Origin of the sequence: Spiribacter salilacus (assembly GCF_009649225.1) — a bacterium.
Lineage (GTDB): Bacteria > Pseudomonadota > Gammaproteobacteria > Nitrococcales > Nitrococcaceae > Spiribacter > Spiribacter salilacus.
In genome coordinates this window covers 333,790-354,086 of record NZ_WJPP01000002.1, presented here as the reverse complement: position 1 = coordinate 354,086, position 20,297 = coordinate 333,790, and the positions used below count along the sequence as shown (strand labels likewise).

Here is a 20,297-nt window from a genome sequence, read left to right as displayed (position 1 = left end):
CGCTCAATGGCCTTACGATTGTACCCAGCTAACAGCGAAACGGACAGATAATGAACAGAGTGATCATGATTACCGGTGCCAGTGCCGGCATTGGCCGCGCATTGGCCATCAAGCTAGCCCGTGCTGACTTTCAGGTTGTGCTTTCGGCACGCCGAGAGGAAACGCTACTGGAGGTGGCCCAGGCCCACCCCGACTTGGCTGACAAACTCCATGCTTACCCCTTGGATGTGACCGACCTTGAGGCCTGTAAGCGTGTGTTTGCCCAGGTTGAAGCGGAAGTGGGCGAAATTGACACCTTTATTTTAAATGCGGGCGATTATGACCCGATGCCGCTGGATGATTTTGATCCGGAGATTTTCCGCCGTTTAATCGAGGTCAATTACCTGGGCGCTGTGAATGGGCTGGCGGCGGCTTTGCCCGCCATGCGCGCCCGCGGGCGGGGGCAGATATTGCTGACGGCAAGCCTTTCAGCCTACCGGGGTTTGCCACAGGCGGCACCCTACGGGGCCAGCAAGGCGGCGGTGTTGAATATGGCGGAGTCTTTGCGCCCCGCGCTCGATGGCAGCGGTGTTGGACTTAGAGTGATTAATCCGGGTTTTGTGAAAACACGGCTGACCGAAAAAAATCGCTTTGCCATGCCGCAGCTCATTACGCCAGAGGAAGCAGCCGATTACATTATTAAAGAGCTGGATCGAGATGCCTTTGAGATTGTATTTCCCAAACGCTTTGGCTACACGCTAAAAGCGCTTCGGCTGCTGCCGTATCGGCTGTATTTTTGGCTCACCCGGCGCATGGTGCAAAAATGAGTGCGCTTGATCGATACGCCGCGTTTTTTGCTGAGCTCACGCCGGCAGATCTTGCTCGGTTTGATCAGTTTTTTACCCCCGATGCTATTTTTTCTGATCCGTTTAATAAGGTGCAGGGCGTTGCTGGGGTGCAAGCCGTATTCGAGCACATGTATACCCAATGTGCCGAGGCGCGATTTGAAGTTTTAGAAGTAATTAGCGCTGAGCAGGTGGGGTATTTGCGCTGGCGCTTTCATTTCCAGTTAAAGCGCGATAAGGCCATGCGTCGGCCAATTGAAGGGGTCTCTCGTGTGGTAATCGCCCACGATGGCCGAGTTTCTGAGCATGTGGATTATTGGGATGCCGCGGGCGAGCTTTACACGCAGTTTCCGGTAATTGGCGGGTTGATGCGCTGGTTACGCCGCCGGCTTGCTGTGCCCGCTGTCGGCGGCGTGGGCTGACTCGGCGTCAATCACCCGTGCTCGGGTGGCGGCCTGCGCGGCCCGATCGTGGGGGAAGTTCCACATCAGGCTAACCGCCGCCACTTTAAAGGCGATTGGGATAGCGCCATAAAAAAGCGCCAGCGCAAAGGTGCCACTACGATCATCAATATTTGTGGCATCAAACCCACTGAGTTCAAGGAGCGGAAAGGCAATGCCCACGGCTAGCGCAAGTGCAAGCTTTGTGGCCATATTCCAAATGCCAAAATACAAGCCGGTACGTTGCCCACCGCCCGCTGCCGTATCTAAATCGACCAAATCAGCCTGAATGGCCGCAGGCAGTGCCATATCGACCGCTACGCCAACGCCAGACAGTAAGCAGATCGCCAGAAATGCCCAGGTATCACCCGGGCCTAAAAAGGGCACAGCAATAAAAATGAGTGATGTCCACAGCATCGATAGCGCCCAAGCGCGATGTTTGCCGATACGCCGTGAAATCCAAAGCCAGCCCGGCAGAGCAACAATGCCGGCGATGAAATAGGCCAGTAATAAAATGCCTGTCCACGATTCGGCCAACAGCACATGCGCCACAAACAAGGTGAACAGTGCGGCCGGCAAGCCGTTGGCCATGCCATTCATTAAATAGGCGAGTAGCAGACGTAAAAAAGGGCGATTAGCCCGTAGTAACTGCCAACCGGCGTGCCACCCAATGGGGTGCGGAGTGACGGGCCGCTCCGGCACGGTGCGCAGCGTTAGCAACATAATCGGCGGCAGTACAATTACTAAAAACCACGCAAGACTGGATAGGGTGGCGGCATCCGCCTGGCCCGTACCCATAATGGCCGGCCAGGCAATTGCCACTAAGGTGCCAAACAGGGCAAAGCCCTCGCGGCTTGCGGTTAAATTGGCACGTTGGTCATAGTCGGTAGAAAGCTCTGCACCCCAAGCGGTGTAGGGCAGAGAAATCATCGTCCAGCCTAGGTAAGCGGCCAGCCCCCAGAGCAATAAATAGCTAAGCGTGACACCTTCTGGTGGCTGAAACAGGGCCCAAGCGCTAACTAGCAAAATGGGGGTGCCGGCAGCAATTAAGGGGCGTCGCCGCCCCCAGCGAGTGTTAATTCGATCGCCAAGGCTACCAATCAGCGGGTCGGTAATCACATCCCAGAGTCTGGCAACTAAAAGCGCCACACCCACGGCCGTTAAGCCGAGGGTTTGCCCGTAAAAGCCGGGCAAAAACAAATACATGGGAATACCCATGACCGCTAGCGGCAGGGCCGGCAGCCCATATAGCAGGGTGCGGCTGAGTTTGCGGGTCACGGCCGTTGCATAACAAGGCGCATCACATCAATCGATTCGGTACGAAAACCCGAGTAGCAATAGCCTAAATAATATCGCCACATATTCACAAATCGGTTATCAAAGCCAAGCCGATAGATTTCAGGTAACGCCTTAACAAAGCGGGCATCCCACTGCAGCAAGGTATCGGCGTAGTGCTGCCCTAAGCTTGTTTTTTCGGTAACCACCATGTGGGCTTTGCGTGCCTCATCTACTAGCCGCTTTACGGTGGGCAGCATGCCACCGGGAAAAATGTAGCGCTGTATAAAATCGGGGCTGCGGCGGTATTCTTCAAACCGATGTTCTTCGATCGTAATGCCATGTAAGCCGATGGTACCGCCGGGTTTAACCCGATCGTGCAGCATACGGAAATACGCCGGCCAATAGGCCTCACCAACGGCTTCGAGCATTTCAATGGATACCGCATGGTCAAATTGCCCGCGTGTATCGCGATAATCCTGCAAGCGCAGATCGACTTGGTCAGACAAGCCCGCATCGGCAACTCGGCGGCGCGCCCAGGCGAGCTGCTCGGTAGACAGCGTGAGCCCGGTTACCCGCAAGCCCCGCTGTGCGGCCTCTAGGGCAAACCCGCCCCAGCCGCAGCCAATTTCTAGCACATGCTCACCGGGCTTGGCATCGATGGCATCGAGCAGTTGGCGGTATTTTACGCGCTGCGCATCTGCCAATGGCTGCTCTGGATACTCAAAGATGGCGGCCGAGTAGGTCATGGTTTCATCAAGCCAGTGGCGATAAAACTCATTACCTAAGTCGTAATGCGCCGAGATATTACGCCGACTGCCGCGCTGGGTGTTTTTACGCCGGCGATGATGCAAAAACAGCCGCAACCGGCCCACCCATGATGGCTCCATGCGTTGTTGATAGGCATCTTCATTGCGCTGCATGAGCTCAAGTAAATGCGCAATATCGGGCGTGCTCCATTCGCCGGCCATATAGCTTTCTGCAAAACCAACCGAGCCGCGCGTTAGAATTCGCGCCACCATCCGCAAGGGGCGATGCAGTCGCATAACACCGGTTGGCCCGGGTTCTGCGCCCTGAATAACAAAGGGCTCGCCCGAGGGTAGTTGCCCTTCCATGCGGCCGCGACGAAGCCGGCTAATCCAGCTCAGTAAAATGCGGCTGCCTAAGGGCAGGGGTGAAGGCAATTCAATTAATGCCTGTTGCGAATCCGTCATCCGCTAATCTCCGTACCGGGTGGTTTTGGTTTGCGATGGAACCGCCCACCACGCAGCCAAATCTTGAGTGCTTGCCAATGAATAGCAAAGATCACTTTTAAAGTCATTAAGGGTACCGTGCTGAACAGCCGGAGCAACCCTTTATCGCCGCCCCCCACGCGCTCTGCGGTTTGTACCGCAATCAATGCGGGTGTGTCGGCCTCGGCGGTTTCGTGCCAGTTTACCGTTACGCCATATCGAGCGTCAGGCGGCAAGATTCGAAACCGATAATGCCCCTGTTTTGGCAGAAATGGCGATACATGAAACACCTTGTCGGCTTTGTCTCGAATAGGCGGCTCCATGGGCTGGCCGGCTTCGTGCAGCAAATACCCATGCCATTCGTTAAAGGTGTTGCGCACCTCGGCTAACACCGCCCGCAAACTGCCATCGGCGTGATAGCAAAACCAAACAGATAGGGGGTTAAACACATAGCCTAAAATGCGTGGGTAGCAGAGCAATAGTACTCGCCCGCCCGCTAAATCGATGCCCGCTTTGTGCAGGTGCTGATCAATCCATGGGCGTAAGGCTGAGCCATCTTTGGGGCCATGATCACGATCGTAAAGGCTAACCAAATTAAACCGGTTATGAGAGAAAAGCCGGTGGGTTTTTGCGGCTTCATCTAGCCGATCAATATCGGCTAGCACACTAAAAATGCGATAGCGAAATTGGTATTTCGGCGCAATACGCCGCTCGTGAAACAGGCTGCCTTTATACAGCGCTAATGCCGAATCCGCCGTGCTCATGCGCGAATGCGTGCACTCAGGGTCACGCCAAGTTGTTCGGCAACGCGCACGGCGCTGGAGAAGGCATCTTCATGAAAGCCATAGCGATGATAGCTGCCGCAGTACCAAATACGATCAGCCCCTTGAATGTGTGGCAACTCACTTTGCGCGGCTACCGCGGCCTGATCAAATACCGGGTGGGCGTAGGTTTCTTGGGCGATCACCGATTCAGCTTTTGGGGCGTGAAGCGGGTTAAGCGTCACAAACGCATCCGTTTGTGTGGGCAGGCTCTGCAGCCGGTTCATCCAGTAAGTGACAGATACGGGCCGATCACCCGTTTCTTTTAAAGTGGTGAGATGATTCCAAGAAGACCATACGGCTCGGCGCTTAGGCATGAGTGATGCATCGGTATGCAGATAGGCTTCATTATCTTGATAGCCAAAGGCGCCTAAGATGCGCGCTTCTGCCTCGCTTGGGGCATCGAGCATGGCCAATGCCTGATCGCCATGAGCTGCAATAATCACGGCATCAAACTGGCCTAGCGTTCCATCAGGCCCGGCTAATTGAACGCCGCCATCGGCAAGGCGGGTAACCTGCTTAACCGGTGTGCCAGTGTGAATGTGGGTAATGTCTGGCCGCATGCGTTTTAAATACTCACGGCTCCCACCGCTGACCGTTTCCCACTGTGGCCGATCATTAAGCTGAATGAGCCCATGGTTAAAGAAAAAGCGCAAAAACGAACGCGCGGGAAAGCGCAGCATCATGTCTTGCGGGCAAGACCAAATGGCCGCGCTCATCGGTAGCAGGTAGTAGCGGCGAAACGCCTGCCCCATGCGCCACTGATCAAGAAGCTCGCCTAAGCTTTGCTCAGGGGTGTTGTTTTCTGCCAAATAGGCATTCGCCTTTTTATTAAAGCGCAAGATATCTCTGACCATGCCCAAAAACTGAGGGCGCAGTAAATTACGGCGCTGGGCAAATAGGGTGTTAAGCCCGCTGCCGGCGTATTCCAGATCGATATCGGTGGCGGCAAAGGCAAATGACATATCCGATGGCTGTGTGGGCACATCGAGCGCTTTAAACAGAGCAGTTAGGTTGGGGTAGTTGGGCTCATTGTACACGATAAACCCCGTATCTACCGGAATATTGCCTTCAGGCAGCGGGCATTCAACGGTGTTGCTATGACCGCCTAAGCGCGGCGCTGCCTCAAATAAAGTGACCTCGTAGTCACGAGATAACAGCCAGGCGGCACCCATGCCGGCCACACCGGCACCAATAACAGCAATAGAGCGAATAGTCATCTCTCCTAGTATACAGGGTTGGTCTGCGGTGAGTGCCGCGGTATCTTGACCCTAATTCATCAATAGCTAATGAGGCCCTGTAGTGAGTCAATCTGAACGTGATTTTGTTCCCTTATCAATCGCGATTTTGACGGTATCAGATACGCGTGGCGAGGCTGACGATCGCTCTGGCGATACGCTGGCTGAGCTTGCTACGGCCGCTGGCCATCAAATTGTTGCACGACGCATCGTGATTGATGATCGTTACCAAATTCGTGCAGCGGTGTCGGAATGGATTGCTGATTCAAACGTTCAGGTGGTGCTGAGCACGGGAGGCACGGGTTTTACTGATCGTGATGTTACGCCGGATGCGTTGCGCGTGCTATTTGATCGGGAGATTCCCGGTTTCGGTGAGCTTTTTAGGCAGATATCACGCGAAAAGATTGGCACTTCGATGCTGCAGTCACGCGCCATTGCCGGTTTAGCAAACGATACGCTGATTGCGGTATTGCCCGGCTCGCCAGGAGCTTGCAAAGATGGTTGGAATGGCATTTTAGCCAGTCAACTGGATGTGCGGCATCGGCCGTGTAACTTAGCGGAGCTTGCGTTAGGTGTCTGAAGTGGTGGGGCAGTTTAAACCGCGTCCTCGCGGTGAAACGCGGCGGCGCATATTAAATATTGCTGCCGATTGGCTTCAGCAGCGGGGCTATCACGGCTTTAGCTTTGCGCAAATTGCCGATGAGCTTGAAATTCGTAGCGGCGCGGTGCATTACCACTTTCGTGGCAAAGCCGACTTGGTGGAAGCGGTGTTTGCGCGCTATCGCGAGGAGTTTGCGTGGTGGTGTGGCCAGTTGCCAGAAGGCCCGCGCCGATCGGTGGATTGGGTGGAGCGCTTTTTGGATTTGGAAGCAAAAAATATCGAGCGCGGCCGGGTTTGTCCGTTGGGTTTGGCGGGCGTTGAATTTGCTAGCTTGCCGGCGGCCGCTTGTCGTGAGGCCGAAGCGCTACGTGATGATTTGCGTACTTGGTTAACCGATACGCTACACACCGGTCGTGCCAACGGAGAGTTGGCCTTTAGCCCAGAGCCCCAAGACATGGCACAGCTGCTGATGGCCTCTGCGCAGGGCGCGATTCAGCTGGCACGGCTGCAGAGCCCGGGCGACTTTCTTAAGGTGCGCCGAGCCCTGCTAGCCAGTCTGGGCGCCACCGCAGCGCATTAGCTTCTGGTAAGCTTAGCGTATGCAAAATTTGACCATCGCTCCTTCGATTTTAGCGGCTGACTTTGCCCGGCTTGGCGCCGAGGTAGAGCAGGTGCTTTCTGCCGGCGCCGACTGGGTGCATTTTGACGTAATGGATAACCATTACGTGCCCAACTTAAGCTTTGGGCCGGTGATTTGCTCAGCCTTGCGCAACTACGGCATTACCGCACCCATTGATGTGCATTTGATGGTGCGCCCGGTTGATCGAATTATTCCAGATTTTGCCAAAGCGGGTGCGTCGCTGATTAGCTTTCATCCAGAAGCTAGCGATCATATCGATCGCAGCCTTCAGCTAATTCACGACCAAGGCTGCCAAAGCGGGTTGGTTTTTAACCCCGCCAGCTCGCTGGATTGCTTGCGCTACGTGATCGATAAAGTGGATTTAATTTTGATTATGTCGGTAAACCCTGGCTTTGGTGGTCAGCAGTTTTTGCCCTCTGCGCTTGATAAGCTGCGTGAGGCAAGAGCCATTATCGATGCCTCTGGTCGCCCCATTCGCTTAGAAGTTGATGGCGGCGTTGGGCCTGGCAATATCGATCAGGTGGTGGCCGCTGGGGCAGATACGGTGGTGGCCGGCTCTGCCATTTTTGGGCAGCCAGACTACGCGGCTGTTATTAACCAAATGCGCGCTGCCGCAGCTAACGTGGTTTAACCGATGCAAAACGTGGCCGCTGTGTTATTTGATTTGGATGGCACGCTGGTAGATAGCGCGCCTGATTTAACCACCGCAGTCAACCGAATGCTGGCCGATCGGCAGCGCAGCCCTATGCCTGAAGCGCGGGTGCGAGAGTGGATTGGCAACGGGGCGCGCAAGCTGGTTGCCCGGGCGCTAGCTGGGCAGCGCCACATCGCATCAGAGCCAGCAGAAACCGAAGACGCATTGGCGCAGTTTTTTGTGCATTACACCGATTGTTTGGTAGATAAAAGCGTGCTTTACCCGGGCGTGCGTGCGGGCTTAGAGCGGTTAAAAGCGCTGGGCCTGCCGCTGGGCGTTGTCACCAATAAGCCAGGCCGTTTTACCGACCCTTTACTCAAGGCAATGGATTTGGCCGAGTTTTTCCCGGTGGTGGTTAGCGGCGATACGCTCACAGTCAGAAAGCCTGACCCTGCGCCGCTGTTGCATGCGGCCTCCGCATTAAACGTGCCTATTGAGCACTGCGTGTATGTGGGTGACTCGTTGGCAGACCGGGGTGCTGCTGATGCGGCAGGCGCCTTATTAGTACGTGTGCCCTATGGTTATCCGGGTGAAGAATCTGCCTTTGCGGGCCACCCACAGCGGTTAACGATGCGGGTAGATGAGTTGGCCGAGCAGATTAACGGGATTTTTGCGGCATGACGCCCGAGCAAATCACACAGCATCAAGCCGCTGGTTTTAACCGAGTCCCTTTAGTTCGTGAACTGTTGGCAGATTTTGATACCCCTCTTTCCACCTATTTAAAGTTATCGGGCGGTGCCGGTAGTTATCTGTTTGAGTCGGTTCAAGGCGGTGAGCAATGGGGCCGATACTCCATTATCGGCCTGCCCTGTCGGCGCCATCATCGAGTGCATGGCCTGCGTATTGATACTTGGGAAGATGGCCAATGTATTGCCAGTCAAACGGTTGAAGACCCACTGGCGTGGGTGGAAGAACAACATAATGCGGTGCAAGCCGCGCCGGTGGATGATATGCCCGCACTGCCGCGGTTTTTAGGTGGGCTGGTGGGTTATTTTGGCTACGACACCATCCGTTATATTGAACCGCGGCTTGCTCACTGCCCCAATCCAGACCCACTCGATGCGCCAGACATCTTATTGATGGAATCAGAAGAGGTGCTGGTTTTTGACAACCTTGCCGGGCGGCTTTATTTGATTGTTAATGTAGACCCCGCCCAGCCGCAGGCACTTATCCAAGGGCAGGCGCGGCTCGATGCACTAGCCACAAAATTGCGAACTCAAGCGCTAAGCTACCCACCGCTGGCCCCAGCGCGTGAAGTAGTAGAGGAAGACTTTAGCAGCAGCATTAGTCGCAGCGATTATGAGCACATTGTTGAGCGCATTCGGCAGTACATTATTGATGGCGACTGTATGCAGGTGGTGCCCTCTCGGCGCATGAGTGCCGAGTATAAAGGACAGCCACTGGATCTTTATCGCGCCCTGCGCTGCACCAACCCCTCGCCCTACTTGTTCTTTTTGGATTTTGGCGATTTTCAGGTGGTGGGGTCATCCCCTGAAATTTTGGCCCGGCTTGAGGGCGGCGAGGTAACCGTGCGGCCAATTGCGGGCACGCGCCGTCGGGGCGCAACGCCAGCTGAAGATCAAGCCTTAGAAGAAGAGCTGCTTGCCGACCCTAAAGAGCGCGCCGAGCACTTAATGTTGATTGATTTGGGTCGTAACGATGTGGGGCGTGTTAGCAAAACCGGCACCGTGCGCGTAACTGATCAAATGACGATTGAGCGTTACAGCCATGTCATGCATATCGTCTCAAATGTGACTGGCCAGCTGCGCGATGGCTTGGGGCCCATGGATATCCTACGGGCCACTCATCCGGCCGGTACGCTATCAGGCGCACCCAAAATACGGGCGATGGAAATTATTGATGAGGTTGAGCCCATTAAACGGGGTGTTTATGGCGGCGCGGTGGGCTATTTATCTTGGTCGGGCAATATGGATACGGCCATTGCGATTCGCACCGCCGTGATTAAAGACGGGCAAGTGCACCTGCAGGCCGGCGGCGGCGTAGTGCACGACTCAGACCCCGCCGCCGAGTGGGAAGAAACCGTCAATAAGGGCCGCGCGCTGTTCCGCGCCGTAGCAATGGCAGAAAAAGGGCTAGATCGTGACTAGTGCACTGGCGCTGGGCCAAGCAATTGCTGAGGGGCTAATTGACCCACGCGAGCTCACGCAAACTGCATTGAGCGCGGCTAACGGCGCAGACAATGTCTTCATTACCTTGCTTAAAGAGCGCGCAGAAGCCGAAGCACATGCAGCGGCGTTGCGGCAAAAAGCCGGGTGTCTGGTTAGCCCGCTTGATGGCGTGCCGTTTGCTTGGAAAGATCTTGTGGATATTAAAGGTACGGTAACCACCGCAGGATCGGGCCTTTTGGCTCGGCATCGTACACCGGCAATGGCTGATGCACCGCTGGTTAATCGGTCTGCAATGGCAGGCTTGGTCAGTATTGGTAAGGTCAATTTAACTGAGCTTGCGTTTTCTGCGCTCGGTTTAAATCCCACTTACGGTACGCCGATCAATCCGGCCGATGCGCGTACACCGAGAGTGTCTGGCGGCTCGAGCTCAGGTTCTGCCGTTGCCGTTGCTAAGGGAATCGTGCCCGCAGCGATGGGCTCAGATACCGGTGGATCGTTGCGCGTACCGGCAGCGTTTAATGGGTTGGTTTCTTATCGACCGAGCTGCGCGCGCCACGATGGGGTAGGTATTACCCCATTAGGAAAAAGCTTTGATGTGCCGGGCGTACTGGCTACCTCGGTGGCCGATTGCTTTGCGATTGATGATTGTATGCGGGTTGGGCAGGTACAAACGCGCCAGACACTACAACCCAGCAGCATTCGATTGCTGGTGGACGAGGCCGTGCTTGATGAATACGTTACCGACCCGGCGGTTCGGCGTAATTTGTTAACGAGCGTCGAGCAATTAGCAGAACAAGGCGTGGCGGTGTCTTATGGCCGCGTTCCGGCCGTTGGGCAGGTGATTGATTTAATTGCCAAATACGGCTGGCTGGGTGGAGCCGAGGGCTGGGTTGAATATCGCTGGCTTGTTGAAGCAGATACCGCCGGTGAGATGGATCAGCGCGTCAAGCAGCGTTTGCTGGCTGCATCGCAGATGAGTGGAGAGAAAGTGATTAGCCTGTATCGTCAGCGAGTCGCGTTAATTCAGGCCGTTGAGCAAGAGCTGGAAGGTGCATTGTTGGTGCTTCCCACGGTGGGCCATGTGGCACCGCCCATAGCGCCATTAGAGGCTGACCCGGCGTATTTTGCCGATATTAATCTAAAAACCCTGCGCCTAACGATGGTGGGTAGCTTCCTTGATATGCCCACCTTAGCGCTGCCAACGGGCCTTAATAGTGAACGACAGTTCACAAGCCTCCAAATCAGTGCACCGCAGGGCGATGATGAGCGCTTAGCCGCCTCAGCGCTGACGCTTTTTTCGGAGCCGATGGTAGAGTGACCTATGCCTAAGATTCTAATGATCGACAATTACGATTCGTTCACCTACAACCTCGTGCAGTATTTGGGCGAGCTAGGGGCCGAGGTGATGGTGCATCGAAATGATGCCATCGATATCGCCACAATAGAGCGTTTGGGGCCAGAGCGAATTGTGATCTCGCCGGGGCCGTGTACGCCTAACGAGGCGGGTGTGTCGCTGGAGGTGATTCGGCATTTTGCCGATAAGCTGCCAATACTCGGAGTGTGTTTGGGGCATCAGGCAATGGGGCAGGCCTTTGGGGCGGATGTGGTGCATGCTAAATCGGTTATGCACGGCAAGACCTCGTGGGTGCATCACAACAATCAAGGCGTGTTTGCGGGGTTGCCGCAGCCAATGGAGGCTACGCGCTATCATTCATTGGTGTTGGCAGCCGAAACGCTGCCGGCCTGTTTTGAGATAACGGCGTGGACGGAATATGCCGATGGCAGCGTAGAAGAGATTATGGGCATACGGCATACGCAGCTGCCGCTAGAGGGCGTGCAGTTTCACCCCGAATCGATACTGACCCGCGCAGGCCATGATTTACTGCGTAATTTCTTGGCAGTACCGGCCATGGCAGCGTGACTGAGGAGCCAACAATGGAAATGCCTGCAGCCATTCGTAAGGTAATGGCGCATGAAGATTTAACCGATGCCGAAATGACCACGGTCATGCAGCGCATTATGAGTGGTGAGGCCACGCCGGCACAGATTGGCGGCTTTTTAATTGGCCTTGGCATGAAAGGCGAAACGGTGCCTGAGATTACAGCCGCTGCCCGCGTCATGCGAGAGCTAGCAACGCAGGTAAAAGTGACGGCGCCGCATTTGGTAGACACCTGTGGCACGGGCGGTGATGGTCAGGGCACGTTTAACATCTCCACGGCAACAGCCTTTGTGGTGGCGGCTGCGGGTGGGCATGTGGCTAAACATGGCAATCGCTCAGTGTCTTCTTCTTCCGGTAGCGCTGATGTGCTTGAAGCTGCAGGGGCGTGCCTTGAGCTAACGCCTGAGGCGGTTGCAACCTGTATTGAAGAGGTGGGTGTTGGGTTTATTTTTGCACCCCGCCACCATCAGGCCATGCGCCATGCTATTGGGCCGCGGCGGGAAATGGGGGTGCGTACCGTATTTAATTTGCTGGGCCCGCTGACCAACCCAGCCGGTGCGCCTAATCAGTTGCTCGGCGTTTTTGCTACACGATGGGTTCGGCCGATGGCAGAAGTTCTGCAGGCGCTAGGCAGCCAGCGCGTAATGATTGTGCACTCAGAAGATGGCTTGGATGAGATCAGTATCGGTGCGGCAACACAGGTGGCAGAGCTCAAAGACGGGGTGATTACTGAGTATCGTTTGCAGCCCGAAGACTTCGGCATGCAGCAGGTAGATCTCTCAAGCCTGCGGGTAGATTCCGCTCAGCAAAGCTTAGAGATGATCCAAGCGGTATTTGATGGGATGCCCGGCCCAGCGACAGACCTGTTGGCCTTAAATGCGGGTGCTGCAATTTATGTGGCGGGCATTGAGGGTACGCTTGCCGCCGGAGTTGCACGGGCACAATCGCTCCTTGCCAGCGGAGAGGTGCGAGCACAACTGACGCAATTTATTGCATTAAGCCGTGAGCTTGGGGGTGTGGCATGAGTACGGCTGCCGATGCCCCCGATATCCTAAAGCGCATTGTTGAGCAGAAGGCACAGCGCGTAGCAGCGCAAAAACAGGCAATGCCTTTGGCCGAGGTTGAGAGCGCCGCTCAGGTTGCAGATCCTGTGCGCGGATTTAAAGCAGCACTCGATCAGCGCATTGCAGCGGGTCATGCGGCGGTGATTGCGGAGGCCAAGAAAACCTCACCGAGCAAAGGGCTGCTGCGCGCCGATTACAACCCGGCTGAGATTGCGCAGCAATACGCCGCGGCGGGGGCAGCTTGCCTTTCTGTATTAACGGAGCAGGATTTCTTTAAAGGCAGTGATGCGCATTTTCGTCAGGCGCGAGCAGCCTGCAATTTGCCCTTAATTCGTAAAGACTTTGTGTTCGACCCCTATCAGGTGGTTGAGGCGAGAGCGCTGGGGGCAGACTGCGTTTTGCTGATTGTGGCGATGCTCGAGCAGGCACAGCTGCAGGATTTACATACGCAGGCGCAGGCGCTGGGGATGGATGTTTTAGTTGAGGTGCATGATGCTGAGGAGCTCACGCGTGCCCTTCGTATTGAAGCGCCGCTCATTGGCATTAACAATCGCGACTTGCGCAGCTTTCATACCGACATTGATACCACGTTAAAGTTAATTGACGAGGTGCCCGCCACGACGCGGTTGGTTACAGAAAGCGGTATTGCCACGGTAGACGATGTGGCAACACTGCGTGCGGCCGGTGTGCATGCATTTTTAGTCGGGGAGGCGTTTATGCGCCACCCCGACCCTGGCGAAAAGCTCAAAACATTATTTTGAGCCGCTGGGCTAGCGTGCAGCGTGTACTAAAATGGTTTTTCCCTGCATATCAATTAGCTGCTCCGTTTGCAGGTCGCGTAGCACGCGGCCGGCCATTTCTCGAGAGCAGCCAACCAATCGCCCAAGTTCAATTCGAGTGGTTTTGATTTGCTTGCCTTCAGGGTGGGCAATGGCATCGGGCTGATTGGCCAGCTCGAGCAACACCGCAAGCACTCGCCCACGAACATCCTCAAATGCAAGCTCTCGGGCGCGTTGGTTGGTTTGATAAAGCCGCAGGGCTAGCTGTTTAACAACGGGTGGTAGCAGTGCCGGATCGGCCTGAAAAAGACGCTGAAACCGCCGGTAGCTGATTTCGCCGACTATGCATTGGCTGCGAGCGCGTATCCAGGCGCTACGCGTTGCGCTGTCAATAAACAGACCTAGTTCGCCAAAAATATCACCTGGGTTAAGATACGTCATGACGAGTTCGCGGCCATTCTCATCGTCTTGTAAAACACTAACCGACCCTTCGAGTAACAGAAATAGCCGATCGCTGGGTGTATCTCGGTGCACAATCGTGGATTGGGCAGGATAAGTGCGCCGATGGCAGTGGTTACGCAGACGCTCAAAGATGGGGGCTGACATAATGTTCTCCTTATTTTTGGCCTCCGACTCAGACGGTATACTGGGTAATCAACATTGGCATCGCCCGCATAGGGCGCACCGTATGAGGGGGTTTTAAGGTGAAAGCGCGAATTCGTTGGCTTGACGGCATGGCCTTTGAGGCAGAATCAGGCAGCGGTCACCGACTAGTGGTCGATGGTCCACCCGATTTGGGGGGTAAAGATCGCGGTCCACGCCCAATGGAATTGATTCTCCAGGGGTTAGGGTGCTGTTCTGCCGTAGATGTTGTGCATATCCTAGAGCGTGGCCGCCACTCTGTGAGTGGTTGCGAAGTTGAGGTAGAGGCAGAGCGAGCTGAGACACCGCCGCAGGTGTTTACCCGCATTCACTTGCATTTTAAGGTGAGCGGCGCGGGGTTAAAGGCCGCAGCGGTAGAGCGTGCGGTTAAGTTATCGGCCGAAAAATACTGCTCAGCCTCTATTATGTTTGCGCAGGTGGCCGATGTAACGCATAGCCACGAAACCGTGGTAGAAAATTGACTTGTCTGTTTTTGCGTCACTGTGTACGATACGCGTTCTTGATTCGGAAGCATTGACTTCAGAGAGCCCATATTAATGAAGACTTTTAGTGCCAAGCCAGCAGAAGTACAGCGCGACTGGTTTGTAGTAGATGCCGCAGGCAAAACTTTAGGCCGACTTGCGTCGGAAATTGCGTTTCGTCTGCGTGGCAAGCATAAGCCGCAGTTCACCCCCCATGTCGACACGGGAGACTACATTGTTGTAGTTAACGCCGATAAGGTTGTCGTAACGGGGCGCAAAGCAGAGCAGAAAACCTATTATCGGTTTACCGGGTATGTTGGCAACATGAAGTCGATTACCTTTGATAAATTGATTGTGGAGCATCCAGAGCGTGCCATTGAGTATGCGGTTAAGGGGATGTTGCCCAGAAACCGGCTCGGCCGAGCCATGTTTAAAAAGCTCAAGGTCTACAGCGGCCCCGATCACCAACACCATGCCCAGCAGCCTCAGGCGCTGGAAATCTGAGCCGGAGCATCAATATCATGGCAGTTCAGCAATTTTATGGCACCGGTCGGCGTAAGACCTCTGCAGCACGCGTTCACATGCGTCCGGGCAGTGGCAACATCGTGGTTAACGGTCGTCCGCTTGACGAATATTTCGGTCGTGAAACGGCCAGAATGGTTGTGCGTCAGCCACTTGAGCTAACAGATACGCTCGATAAGGTAGATATCAAAGTGTCGGTTAGCGGTGGTGGCTCTAGCGGCCAGGCGGGTGCAATTCGGCACGGCATTACCCGGGCGCTGATTTCTTATGATGAAGAAATGAAGGGCGGCTTGCGTAAGGCAGGCTTTGTTACTCGTGACGCGCGTATGGTAGAGCGTAAGAAGATCGGCTTGCACAAAGCCCGTCGCGCCACGCAGTTCTCAAAACGATAAGTAGCGGTTCCTTTGGGGGATCGTCTAGTGGTAGGACTACGGACTCTGACTCCGTCAACCTAGGTTCGAATCCTAGTCCCCCAGCCAACTGCAAGGGGTCGCGGTCATACCGCGGCCCCTTTTTTATGGAGGTGGAGAATGCAGGTCGAGTTTTTTGGTGTGCTTAAAGAAGTGGTGGGCAGCAACCAAGTTACCCTAGACATGTCACCACCGGTGGCCATCGCAGAGATTTTAGATCGGCTAACCAGCGACTACCCCGCACTGAAATCTCACTTGCCTAGAGTGGCCTGCGCGGTGGGAGATGAGGTTAAAAGCCGTCAAGACCTTTTACAGGCAGACGAAGTGCTGGTTTTATTACCGCCAGTGAGCGGAGGTTGATCCGAAGCAATACCGCATAAACTCGGATACGGGTATGCTACCGGGTTGAGTATCACAGAAGTCGGGAGCACGTCTGTTGACCGAGCCGCTGGAGCAGTGGATAACCGAGCGGGGCGAAGTAGCCCTGTGGGAGCGCTTTTCTCGAGAATCACTCGAGCAGGGTGAGCGGCTGTTGCGTGAACAAGCCGTGCTTGACTGCAGCCCGGGTGGTCAGGGTTTTTTTGCTCGGGTGCAGGCTGATCGCCGCCAGGTAGTGTCTGTCGACTGCCGAATCCATCCCTTGCCGTCTCCGTTGCCCGTTACCTGCTATTGCAGCTGTTCGGAGGGCGAGGGCTGTGCGCACGCAGTTGCGGCCATTTTGCATTATCTGGGTCGCACCGCACCGGCCTGTTTAAAAAGTCATAATCCCGCTATTCAGCATTGGTTAGCCGAGCTTGAAGTTGCCGCCGCATGCTCGCCAGATGCCCACATTGGTGAATGCCTCATTTATCTACTGGAGCAGGCCGATGCGGGCGCCATTGTTTGCACCCCAAAGCGTGTTCGGCGTCGACGTGATGGCAGTTATGGGCGGCTGATGCCTTTTGCCGGGGTGAGGCGGGCACCGCCTGAGTTACTCCAACCGGTTGATCGGCGTATCTTGCGTCTGCTTGGCGAACCGGGCACCGCATTGCCGCCGGATGATTTGGCATTTTTGCTTGATCTGCTCACACAAACGCATCGTGCCCATTGGCAAAGCCCACAAAACCCGCCTCTACAAAAAGGCATAGACCGTCCGGGTCAGCTAGTTTGGCAGCCAAATATTGAAGGTGGGCAGCGCTTAGTGCTGCAAGCTGAAGAGACGCAACTGCTTACCCCACGGGCTAACCCACCGGTTTGGATTGATCCCGTTACGCATCAATACGGCGGCTTACAGATCGACATTCCGCCGCGGGTGGTGGATTCCATATTAGATGCGCCAGAGGTGGGTGCAGAAGATCTGCCTGCGCTTGCCAGAGCCTTAGGCAAGGCCACCTTGCCCGTGCCAGCGCCAAGCGCACCGCGCCGGCGACGCATGAACGATGTTAAGCCGGTGCCGGCATTGCGTTTGACGCGTTTAGAAGACCCCACCCGAGTCAAGCATAGCGATTGGACTCAGGCGGTGGCCGAGTTTGGTTTTGACTATGGCGGACACCAAATTGCTGGGGATTGGGCGGGTGATGCCGTTTGCGAAGTGGTGGGAGGCCAGGTCATAGAGTATCGGCGCGACAAAGCCGCTGAGGAGGCCGCCTTTGAACAACTTAAGGCAATGGGTCTGTCTCCCCTCGGTTGTCTGACGCAAGGCCGTATGGCGGCGGAGAGTGTGAGTGAATGGCGGCGGTTTGTGGCTGAAAAACTGCCTATGCTGCAGGCAGAGGGATGGAACGTAGAGATAGAGCCGCGCTTTCCTTGGCGATTAGTGGAAGGCGAGCAGTGGCAGGTGGGCGCCTGGCAGCGAGAGCGCCAGCCCGATTGGTTTGAGTTTGATCTTTCGGTAGAAGTAGATGGCGAGCGGCATGCCGTTTTGCCCCGTTTACTCGCGTTAATTCGCGATAATCCGGAAGGGATGACGCCCAAAGCGCTTGAGGCATCAGATGCCAAAGGCCATTTGCTGCTGGATTTAGATGATGGCCGGATGATTGCAGTGCCGAATCGCTGGCTCCAGACGCTGCTCAAGGGTCTTACCGAGCTTTATGACCCCGCGTTACATCTGCGCGATGGGCGTTTGGCCTTGCCCCTGGGTCGTGCCGCACTTTTAGAGGCACTCGAGCGCATGGCGCCTGAGCAGGCCCTTGATTGGCAGGGCGACCAGAGCATACGTGCGCTAGGGTCACGACTTGCTGCAATTGAGGATCAGCCCCCAGCGCCCACGCCTTCGGGCTTGCGCGGTGAACTGCGCCCCTACCAGCAAGTGGGCGTGAGTTGGCTGCAGTACTTAGCACGCTCGGGCTTAGGGGGTGTGTTAGCGGATGACATGGGGCTGGGCAAAACGCTCCAGGTAATCGCGCATCTGTTGCTAGAAAAAGAATCTGGGCGCGCGCTAGCGCCAAGCCTCATCGTAGTGCCCACCAGCCTGCTATTTAACTGGGAGCGCGAAATTGAGCGCTTTGCTCCGGGCCTAAGCGTACTGCGTTTGCATGGCCCGCAACGGCATGCAATTACCAAAGCAGCAAGCACCTGTGATGTGGTGTTAACCACTTATGGGCTATTGGTTAAAGATATTGATGTGCTGGCCCATCGCCGCTGGCACCTAGTGGTGTTGGATGAGGCGCAGGCGGTCAAAAACCCTCGCGCACAGGCGGCTCGGGCCGTGCGTAGGCTGGTGGCTCAGCAGCGCATAAGCCTAACGGGTACGCCACTGGAAAATCATCTTGGCGAGCTTTGGGCACAGTTTGATTTTGTTGCGCCGGGGCTGCTCGGCAATGCGGCAGCGTTTAAGCGTGTTTATCGCCGTCCCATCGAGCAAGCTCAAGATGAGCAGCGGCTACAAACCCTGCGCGAGCGGGTTGCCCCGTTTATCCTGCGCCGCACGAAACAGGCCATTGCTAGCGACCTGCCTGAAAAAACGGAAATGCCACTGTATGCCGAATTAATGGGCCGGCAGCGTGACCTCTACGAGCAACTATTAGCCGGCCAGCAGCTGCGTGTGCAGGAGGCACTGGCAGCCAGTGGGCGCCCGCAGTCACGCATGGTAGTTTTAGATGCGCTGCTAAAGTTGCGCGAGGTTTGTTGTGACCCGCGTTTGGTGTCGGGTGCTGAGGCATCGGCGCCGCGTGAGTCAGTCAAATTAGATCTGTTACTCGATTTGGTGGATGAGTTGCGTCAAGCCGATCGGCGCGTACTTATTTTTTCGCAATTCACACGGATGCTGGAAATTATTGAAGAGGCATTGCGCGAGCGAGGCCATCAATGGGTCAAGCTAACCGGTGCAACGCGAGATCGCGAAGGCGTGGTTAATCAATTTCAGCGTGGCGAAGTCCCCCTCTTTTTAATCAGTCTAAAGGCAGGCGGCACTGGGTTAAATCTGACCGCAGCAGACACCGTGATTCACTACGACCCGTGGTGGAACCCCGCCGTAGCGCGCCAAGCCACGGATCGTGCGCATCGCATTGGTCAGCATAATCCGGTGTTTGTGTATCACTTGCTCACCCGTGGCACCGTTGAAGATCGAATGATGGAGCTTCAGCAGGAAAAAGCCGACTTGAGTGCTCGGCTTTTAGGCGATGGCGCTTTAAAGGCTATGGATCCGTTGGATCCGAACGTGGTGGAGTCTTTATTTGCGCCGCTGCCAGATTTGTCTTCTGACTGAACCGTCGCCACAATCGCCCATCAATCATCGCCAATCCACTAAATAAAATGCCCATGCCGATAAAGGCATTCGGGCCGAGTCGCTCCCCCAAAAAAACCGCGCCTAAGCTGATGGCCGATACGGGCACCAAAAAGGTAACCAAAGAGATGTTGGTTGCGCCGGCGGAGGCAAGTAGGCGGAAGTACAAAAGGTAGGCAAACGCGGTACAAACGGTGGCAAGCCCAATGAGGGCTGACCAGCCAACAAAGCCGGGGCTGACCGTCCAGGGTTGCTCAACCACCAACGCAACCGGTAGCAGCCATACCGTAGCCGCGCTGAGCATATAGGCTGCGTTCACCAAAGGTGTGGTGCCGCCAAATCGGCGTCCATAATGCACAGCAAAGCCGTAGCAGATGGTAGCGGCCAGCACAGAGAGTTGCCCCAGGCTGTAAGGATCGAGCTCTTGAAGTAGATCAGGGCCTAGCAGCACGGCAACGCCGGCAAAGCCTAATAAAATGCCAATGGCCTTTGGCGTAGTTAATCGCTCATCGCTGCGAATCAGTAACCCCACTAAAACCGCCCAAATGGGTGTCATTGCATTAATAATTGAGGCCAAGCCGCTGGGAATTTGGGTTTGACCCCACACAATAAAGGAAAATGGCAGGGCATTACTGATGGCGCCCAGCAATAAATACCGGCGCGCAATGGTCAGAGAAAACGGCAGAATGCAGCCGCGTAGTCGGGCAATTACCAGCAGAATGATCGCCGCAAGCCCAACGCGCGCCAGTACCACGGTAAACGGCGGTACGCTGGCAAGCGCAACTTCAAAAAAGAAAAACGAGCCGCCCCATACGCCCGAAAGCAGCAGCAAAAGTGCCCAGTCTCGTGTGCTCATGAAAGC

At 55.5% G+C, this 20,297-nt stretch carries 22 protein-coding genes and 1 tRNA gene; 17 read left to right on the top strand and 6 right to left on the bottom strand.

The annotated features are described in order from the left end of the window. Positions 1-50 precede the first annotated feature (50 nt). Positions 51-806, top strand: coding sequence for an SDR family NAD(P)-dependent oxidoreductase (locus tag GH984_RS04675; RefSeq protein WP_153719035.1), 756 nt, complete (start codon positions 51-53; stop codon positions 804-806). Next, positions 803-1,246: a nuclear transport factor 2 family protein gene (locus GH984_RS04670; RefSeq protein ID WP_153719034.1), complete on the top strand. Its 444-nt coding sequence runs from the start codon at positions 803-805 to the stop codon at positions 1,244-1,246. Before GH984_RS04675 ends, GH984_RS04670 begins: the two co-directional genes overlap by 4 nt. On the opposite strand, the gene GH984_RS04665 is transcribed toward GH984_RS04670, so the two are convergent. From GH984_RS04665 to GH984_RS04650, 4 genes are read right to left on the bottom strand one after another with little or no spacing between them, the layout of a single operon-like run. After that, on the bottom strand, positions 1,202-2,542 hold the full coding sequence (locus GH984_RS04665) for an MFS transporter (RefSeq protein WP_369691939.1): 1,341 nt from the start codon (positions 2,540-2,542) through the stop codon (positions 1,202-1,204). The two genes, GH984_RS04670 and GH984_RS04665, sit on opposite strands and share 45 nt — an antisense overlap. Beyond that, positions 2,539-3,753, bottom strand: coding sequence for an SAM-dependent methyltransferase (locus GH984_RS04660; protein WP_153719033.1), 1,215 nt, complete (start codon positions 3,751-3,753; stop codon positions 2,539-2,541). The genes GH984_RS04665 and GH984_RS04660 overlap by 4 nt, the downstream gene beginning before the upstream one ends. Beyond that, entirely contained in the window at positions 3,750-4,535 is a 786-nt protein-coding gene (locus GH984_RS04655) for a DUF1365 domain-containing protein (RefSeq protein ID WP_153719032.1), read from the bottom strand. Before GH984_RS04655 ends, GH984_RS04660 begins: the two co-directional genes overlap by 4 nt. Continuing rightward, positions 4,532-5,812, bottom strand: a complete 1,281-nt coding sequence (locus tag GH984_RS04650) for an NAD(P)/FAD-dependent oxidoreductase (protein ID WP_153719031.1) — start codon at positions 5,810-5,812, stop codon at positions 4,532-4,534. Before GH984_RS04650 ends, GH984_RS04655 begins: the two co-directional genes overlap by 4 nt. A gap of 82 nt (positions 5,813-5,894) precedes the next feature. On the opposite strand from GH984_RS04650, the gene moaB reads away from it, so the two are divergent. Genes moaB through trpC form a run of 9 tightly spaced genes read left to right on the top strand, consistent with a single transcriptional unit; the run spans position 5,895 to position 13,658 of the window. After that, positions 5,895-6,410 (top strand): molybdenum cofactor biosynthesis protein B, encoded by a 516-nt coding sequence (moaB, locus tag GH984_RS04645; protein WP_369691938.1) that lies wholly within the window; start codon positions 5,895-5,897, stop codon positions 6,408-6,410. Next, a complete protein-coding gene (locus GH984_RS04640) occupies positions 6,403-7,011 on the top strand; it encodes a TetR/AcrR family transcriptional regulator (RefSeq protein ID WP_153719030.1) in 609 nt (202 codons plus the stop codon). The genes moaB and GH984_RS04640 overlap by 8 nt, the downstream gene beginning before the upstream one ends. A 19-nt stretch (positions 7,012-7,030) precedes the next feature. After that, the gene (gene rpe, locus GH984_RS04635; RefSeq protein WP_153719029.1) at positions 7,031-7,702 is read left to right on the top strand and encodes a ribulose-phosphate 3-epimerase; all 672 of its coding nucleotides are present in this window, start codon (positions 7,031-7,033) and stop codon (positions 7,700-7,702) included. 3 nt (positions 7,703-7,705) lie between these two features. Next, complete coding sequence (locus tag GH984_RS04630) at positions 7,706-8,386, top strand: phosphoglycolate phosphatase (RefSeq protein WP_153719028.1); 681 nt, start codon at positions 7,706-7,708, stop codon at positions 8,384-8,386. Then, a complete protein-coding gene (gene trpE / locus GH984_RS04625) occupies positions 8,383-9,873 on the top strand; it encodes an anthranilate synthase component I (protein ID WP_153719027.1) in 1,491 nt (496 codons plus the stop codon). Before GH984_RS04630 ends, trpE begins: the two co-directional genes overlap by 4 nt. Continuing rightward, a complete protein-coding gene (locus tag GH984_RS04620; RefSeq protein WP_153719026.1) occupies positions 9,866-11,212 on the top strand; it encodes an amidase family protein in 1,347 nt (448 codons plus the stop codon). Before trpE ends, GH984_RS04620 begins: the two co-directional genes overlap by 8 nt. A gap of 3 nt (positions 11,213-11,215) precedes the next feature. After that, positions 11,216-11,815, top strand: a complete 600-nt coding sequence (locus GH984_RS04615) for an anthranilate synthase component II (RefSeq protein WP_253939119.1) — start codon at positions 11,216-11,218, stop codon at positions 11,813-11,815. 14 nt (positions 11,816-11,829) lie between these two features. Next, complete coding sequence (trpD, locus tag GH984_RS04610) at positions 11,830-12,858, top strand: anthranilate phosphoribosyltransferase (protein ID WP_153719025.1); 1,029 nt, start codon at positions 11,830-11,832, stop codon at positions 12,856-12,858. Further along, complete coding sequence (gene trpC / locus GH984_RS04605; RefSeq protein ID WP_153719024.1) at positions 12,855-13,658, top strand: indole-3-glycerol phosphate synthase TrpC; 804 nt, start codon at positions 12,855-12,857, stop codon at positions 13,656-13,658. Before trpD ends, trpC begins: the two co-directional genes overlap by 4 nt. A 9-nt stretch (positions 13,659-13,667) precedes the next feature. Here trpC and GH984_RS04600 read toward each other — a convergent pair whose 3' ends face one another. Beyond that, complete coding sequence (locus GH984_RS04600; RefSeq protein ID WP_153719023.1) at positions 13,668-14,282, bottom strand: cyclic nucleotide-binding domain-containing protein; 615 nt, start codon at positions 14,280-14,282, stop codon at positions 13,668-13,670. A gap of 98 nt (positions 14,283-14,380) precedes the next feature. On the opposite strand from GH984_RS04600, the gene GH984_RS04595 reads away from it, so the two are divergent. From GH984_RS04595 to GH984_RS04570, 6 genes are all read left to right on the top strand, one after another. Beyond that, a complete protein-coding gene (locus GH984_RS04595; RefSeq protein ID WP_369691937.1) occupies positions 14,381-14,800 on the top strand; it encodes an OsmC family protein in 420 nt (139 codons plus the stop codon). A gap of 75 nt (positions 14,801-14,875) precedes the next feature. Next, positions 14,876-15,304: a 50S ribosomal protein L13 gene (gene rplM, locus GH984_RS04590; protein ID WP_153719022.1), complete on the top strand. Its 429-nt coding sequence runs from the start codon at positions 14,876-14,878 to the stop codon at positions 15,302-15,304. A 17-nt stretch (positions 15,305-15,321) separates the two neighbouring features. Then, positions 15,322-15,714, top strand: coding sequence for a 30S ribosomal protein S9 (rpsI, locus tag GH984_RS04585; RefSeq protein ID WP_153719021.1), 393 nt, complete (start codon positions 15,322-15,324; stop codon positions 15,712-15,714). Positions 15,715-15,727: 13 nt separating this feature from the next. Continuing rightward, positions 15,728-15,801, top strand: a tRNA-Gln gene (locus tag GH984_RS04580). Positions 15,802-15,852: 51 nt separating this feature from the next. Then, positions 15,853-16,092: a MoaD/ThiS family protein gene (locus tag GH984_RS04575; RefSeq protein ID WP_153719020.1), complete on the top strand. Its 240-nt coding sequence runs from the start codon at positions 15,853-15,855 to the stop codon at positions 16,090-16,092. Positions 16,093-16,168: 76 nt separating this feature from the next. Then, a complete protein-coding gene (locus tag GH984_RS04570; protein ID WP_153719019.1) occupies positions 16,169-19,417 on the top strand; it encodes a DEAD/DEAH box helicase in 3,249 nt (1,082 codons plus the stop codon). On the opposite strand, the gene GH984_RS04565 is transcribed toward GH984_RS04570, so the two are convergent. Beyond that, positions 19,347-20,291 carry a DMT family transporter gene (locus tag GH984_RS04565; RefSeq protein WP_153719018.1) on the bottom strand — a complete coding sequence of 315 codons (945 nt, stop codon included), beginning with the start codon at positions 20,289-20,291 and terminating at the stop codon, positions 19,347-19,349. The two genes, GH984_RS04570 and GH984_RS04565, sit on opposite strands and share 71 nt — an antisense overlap. Positions 20,292-20,297 lie beyond the last annotated feature (6 nt).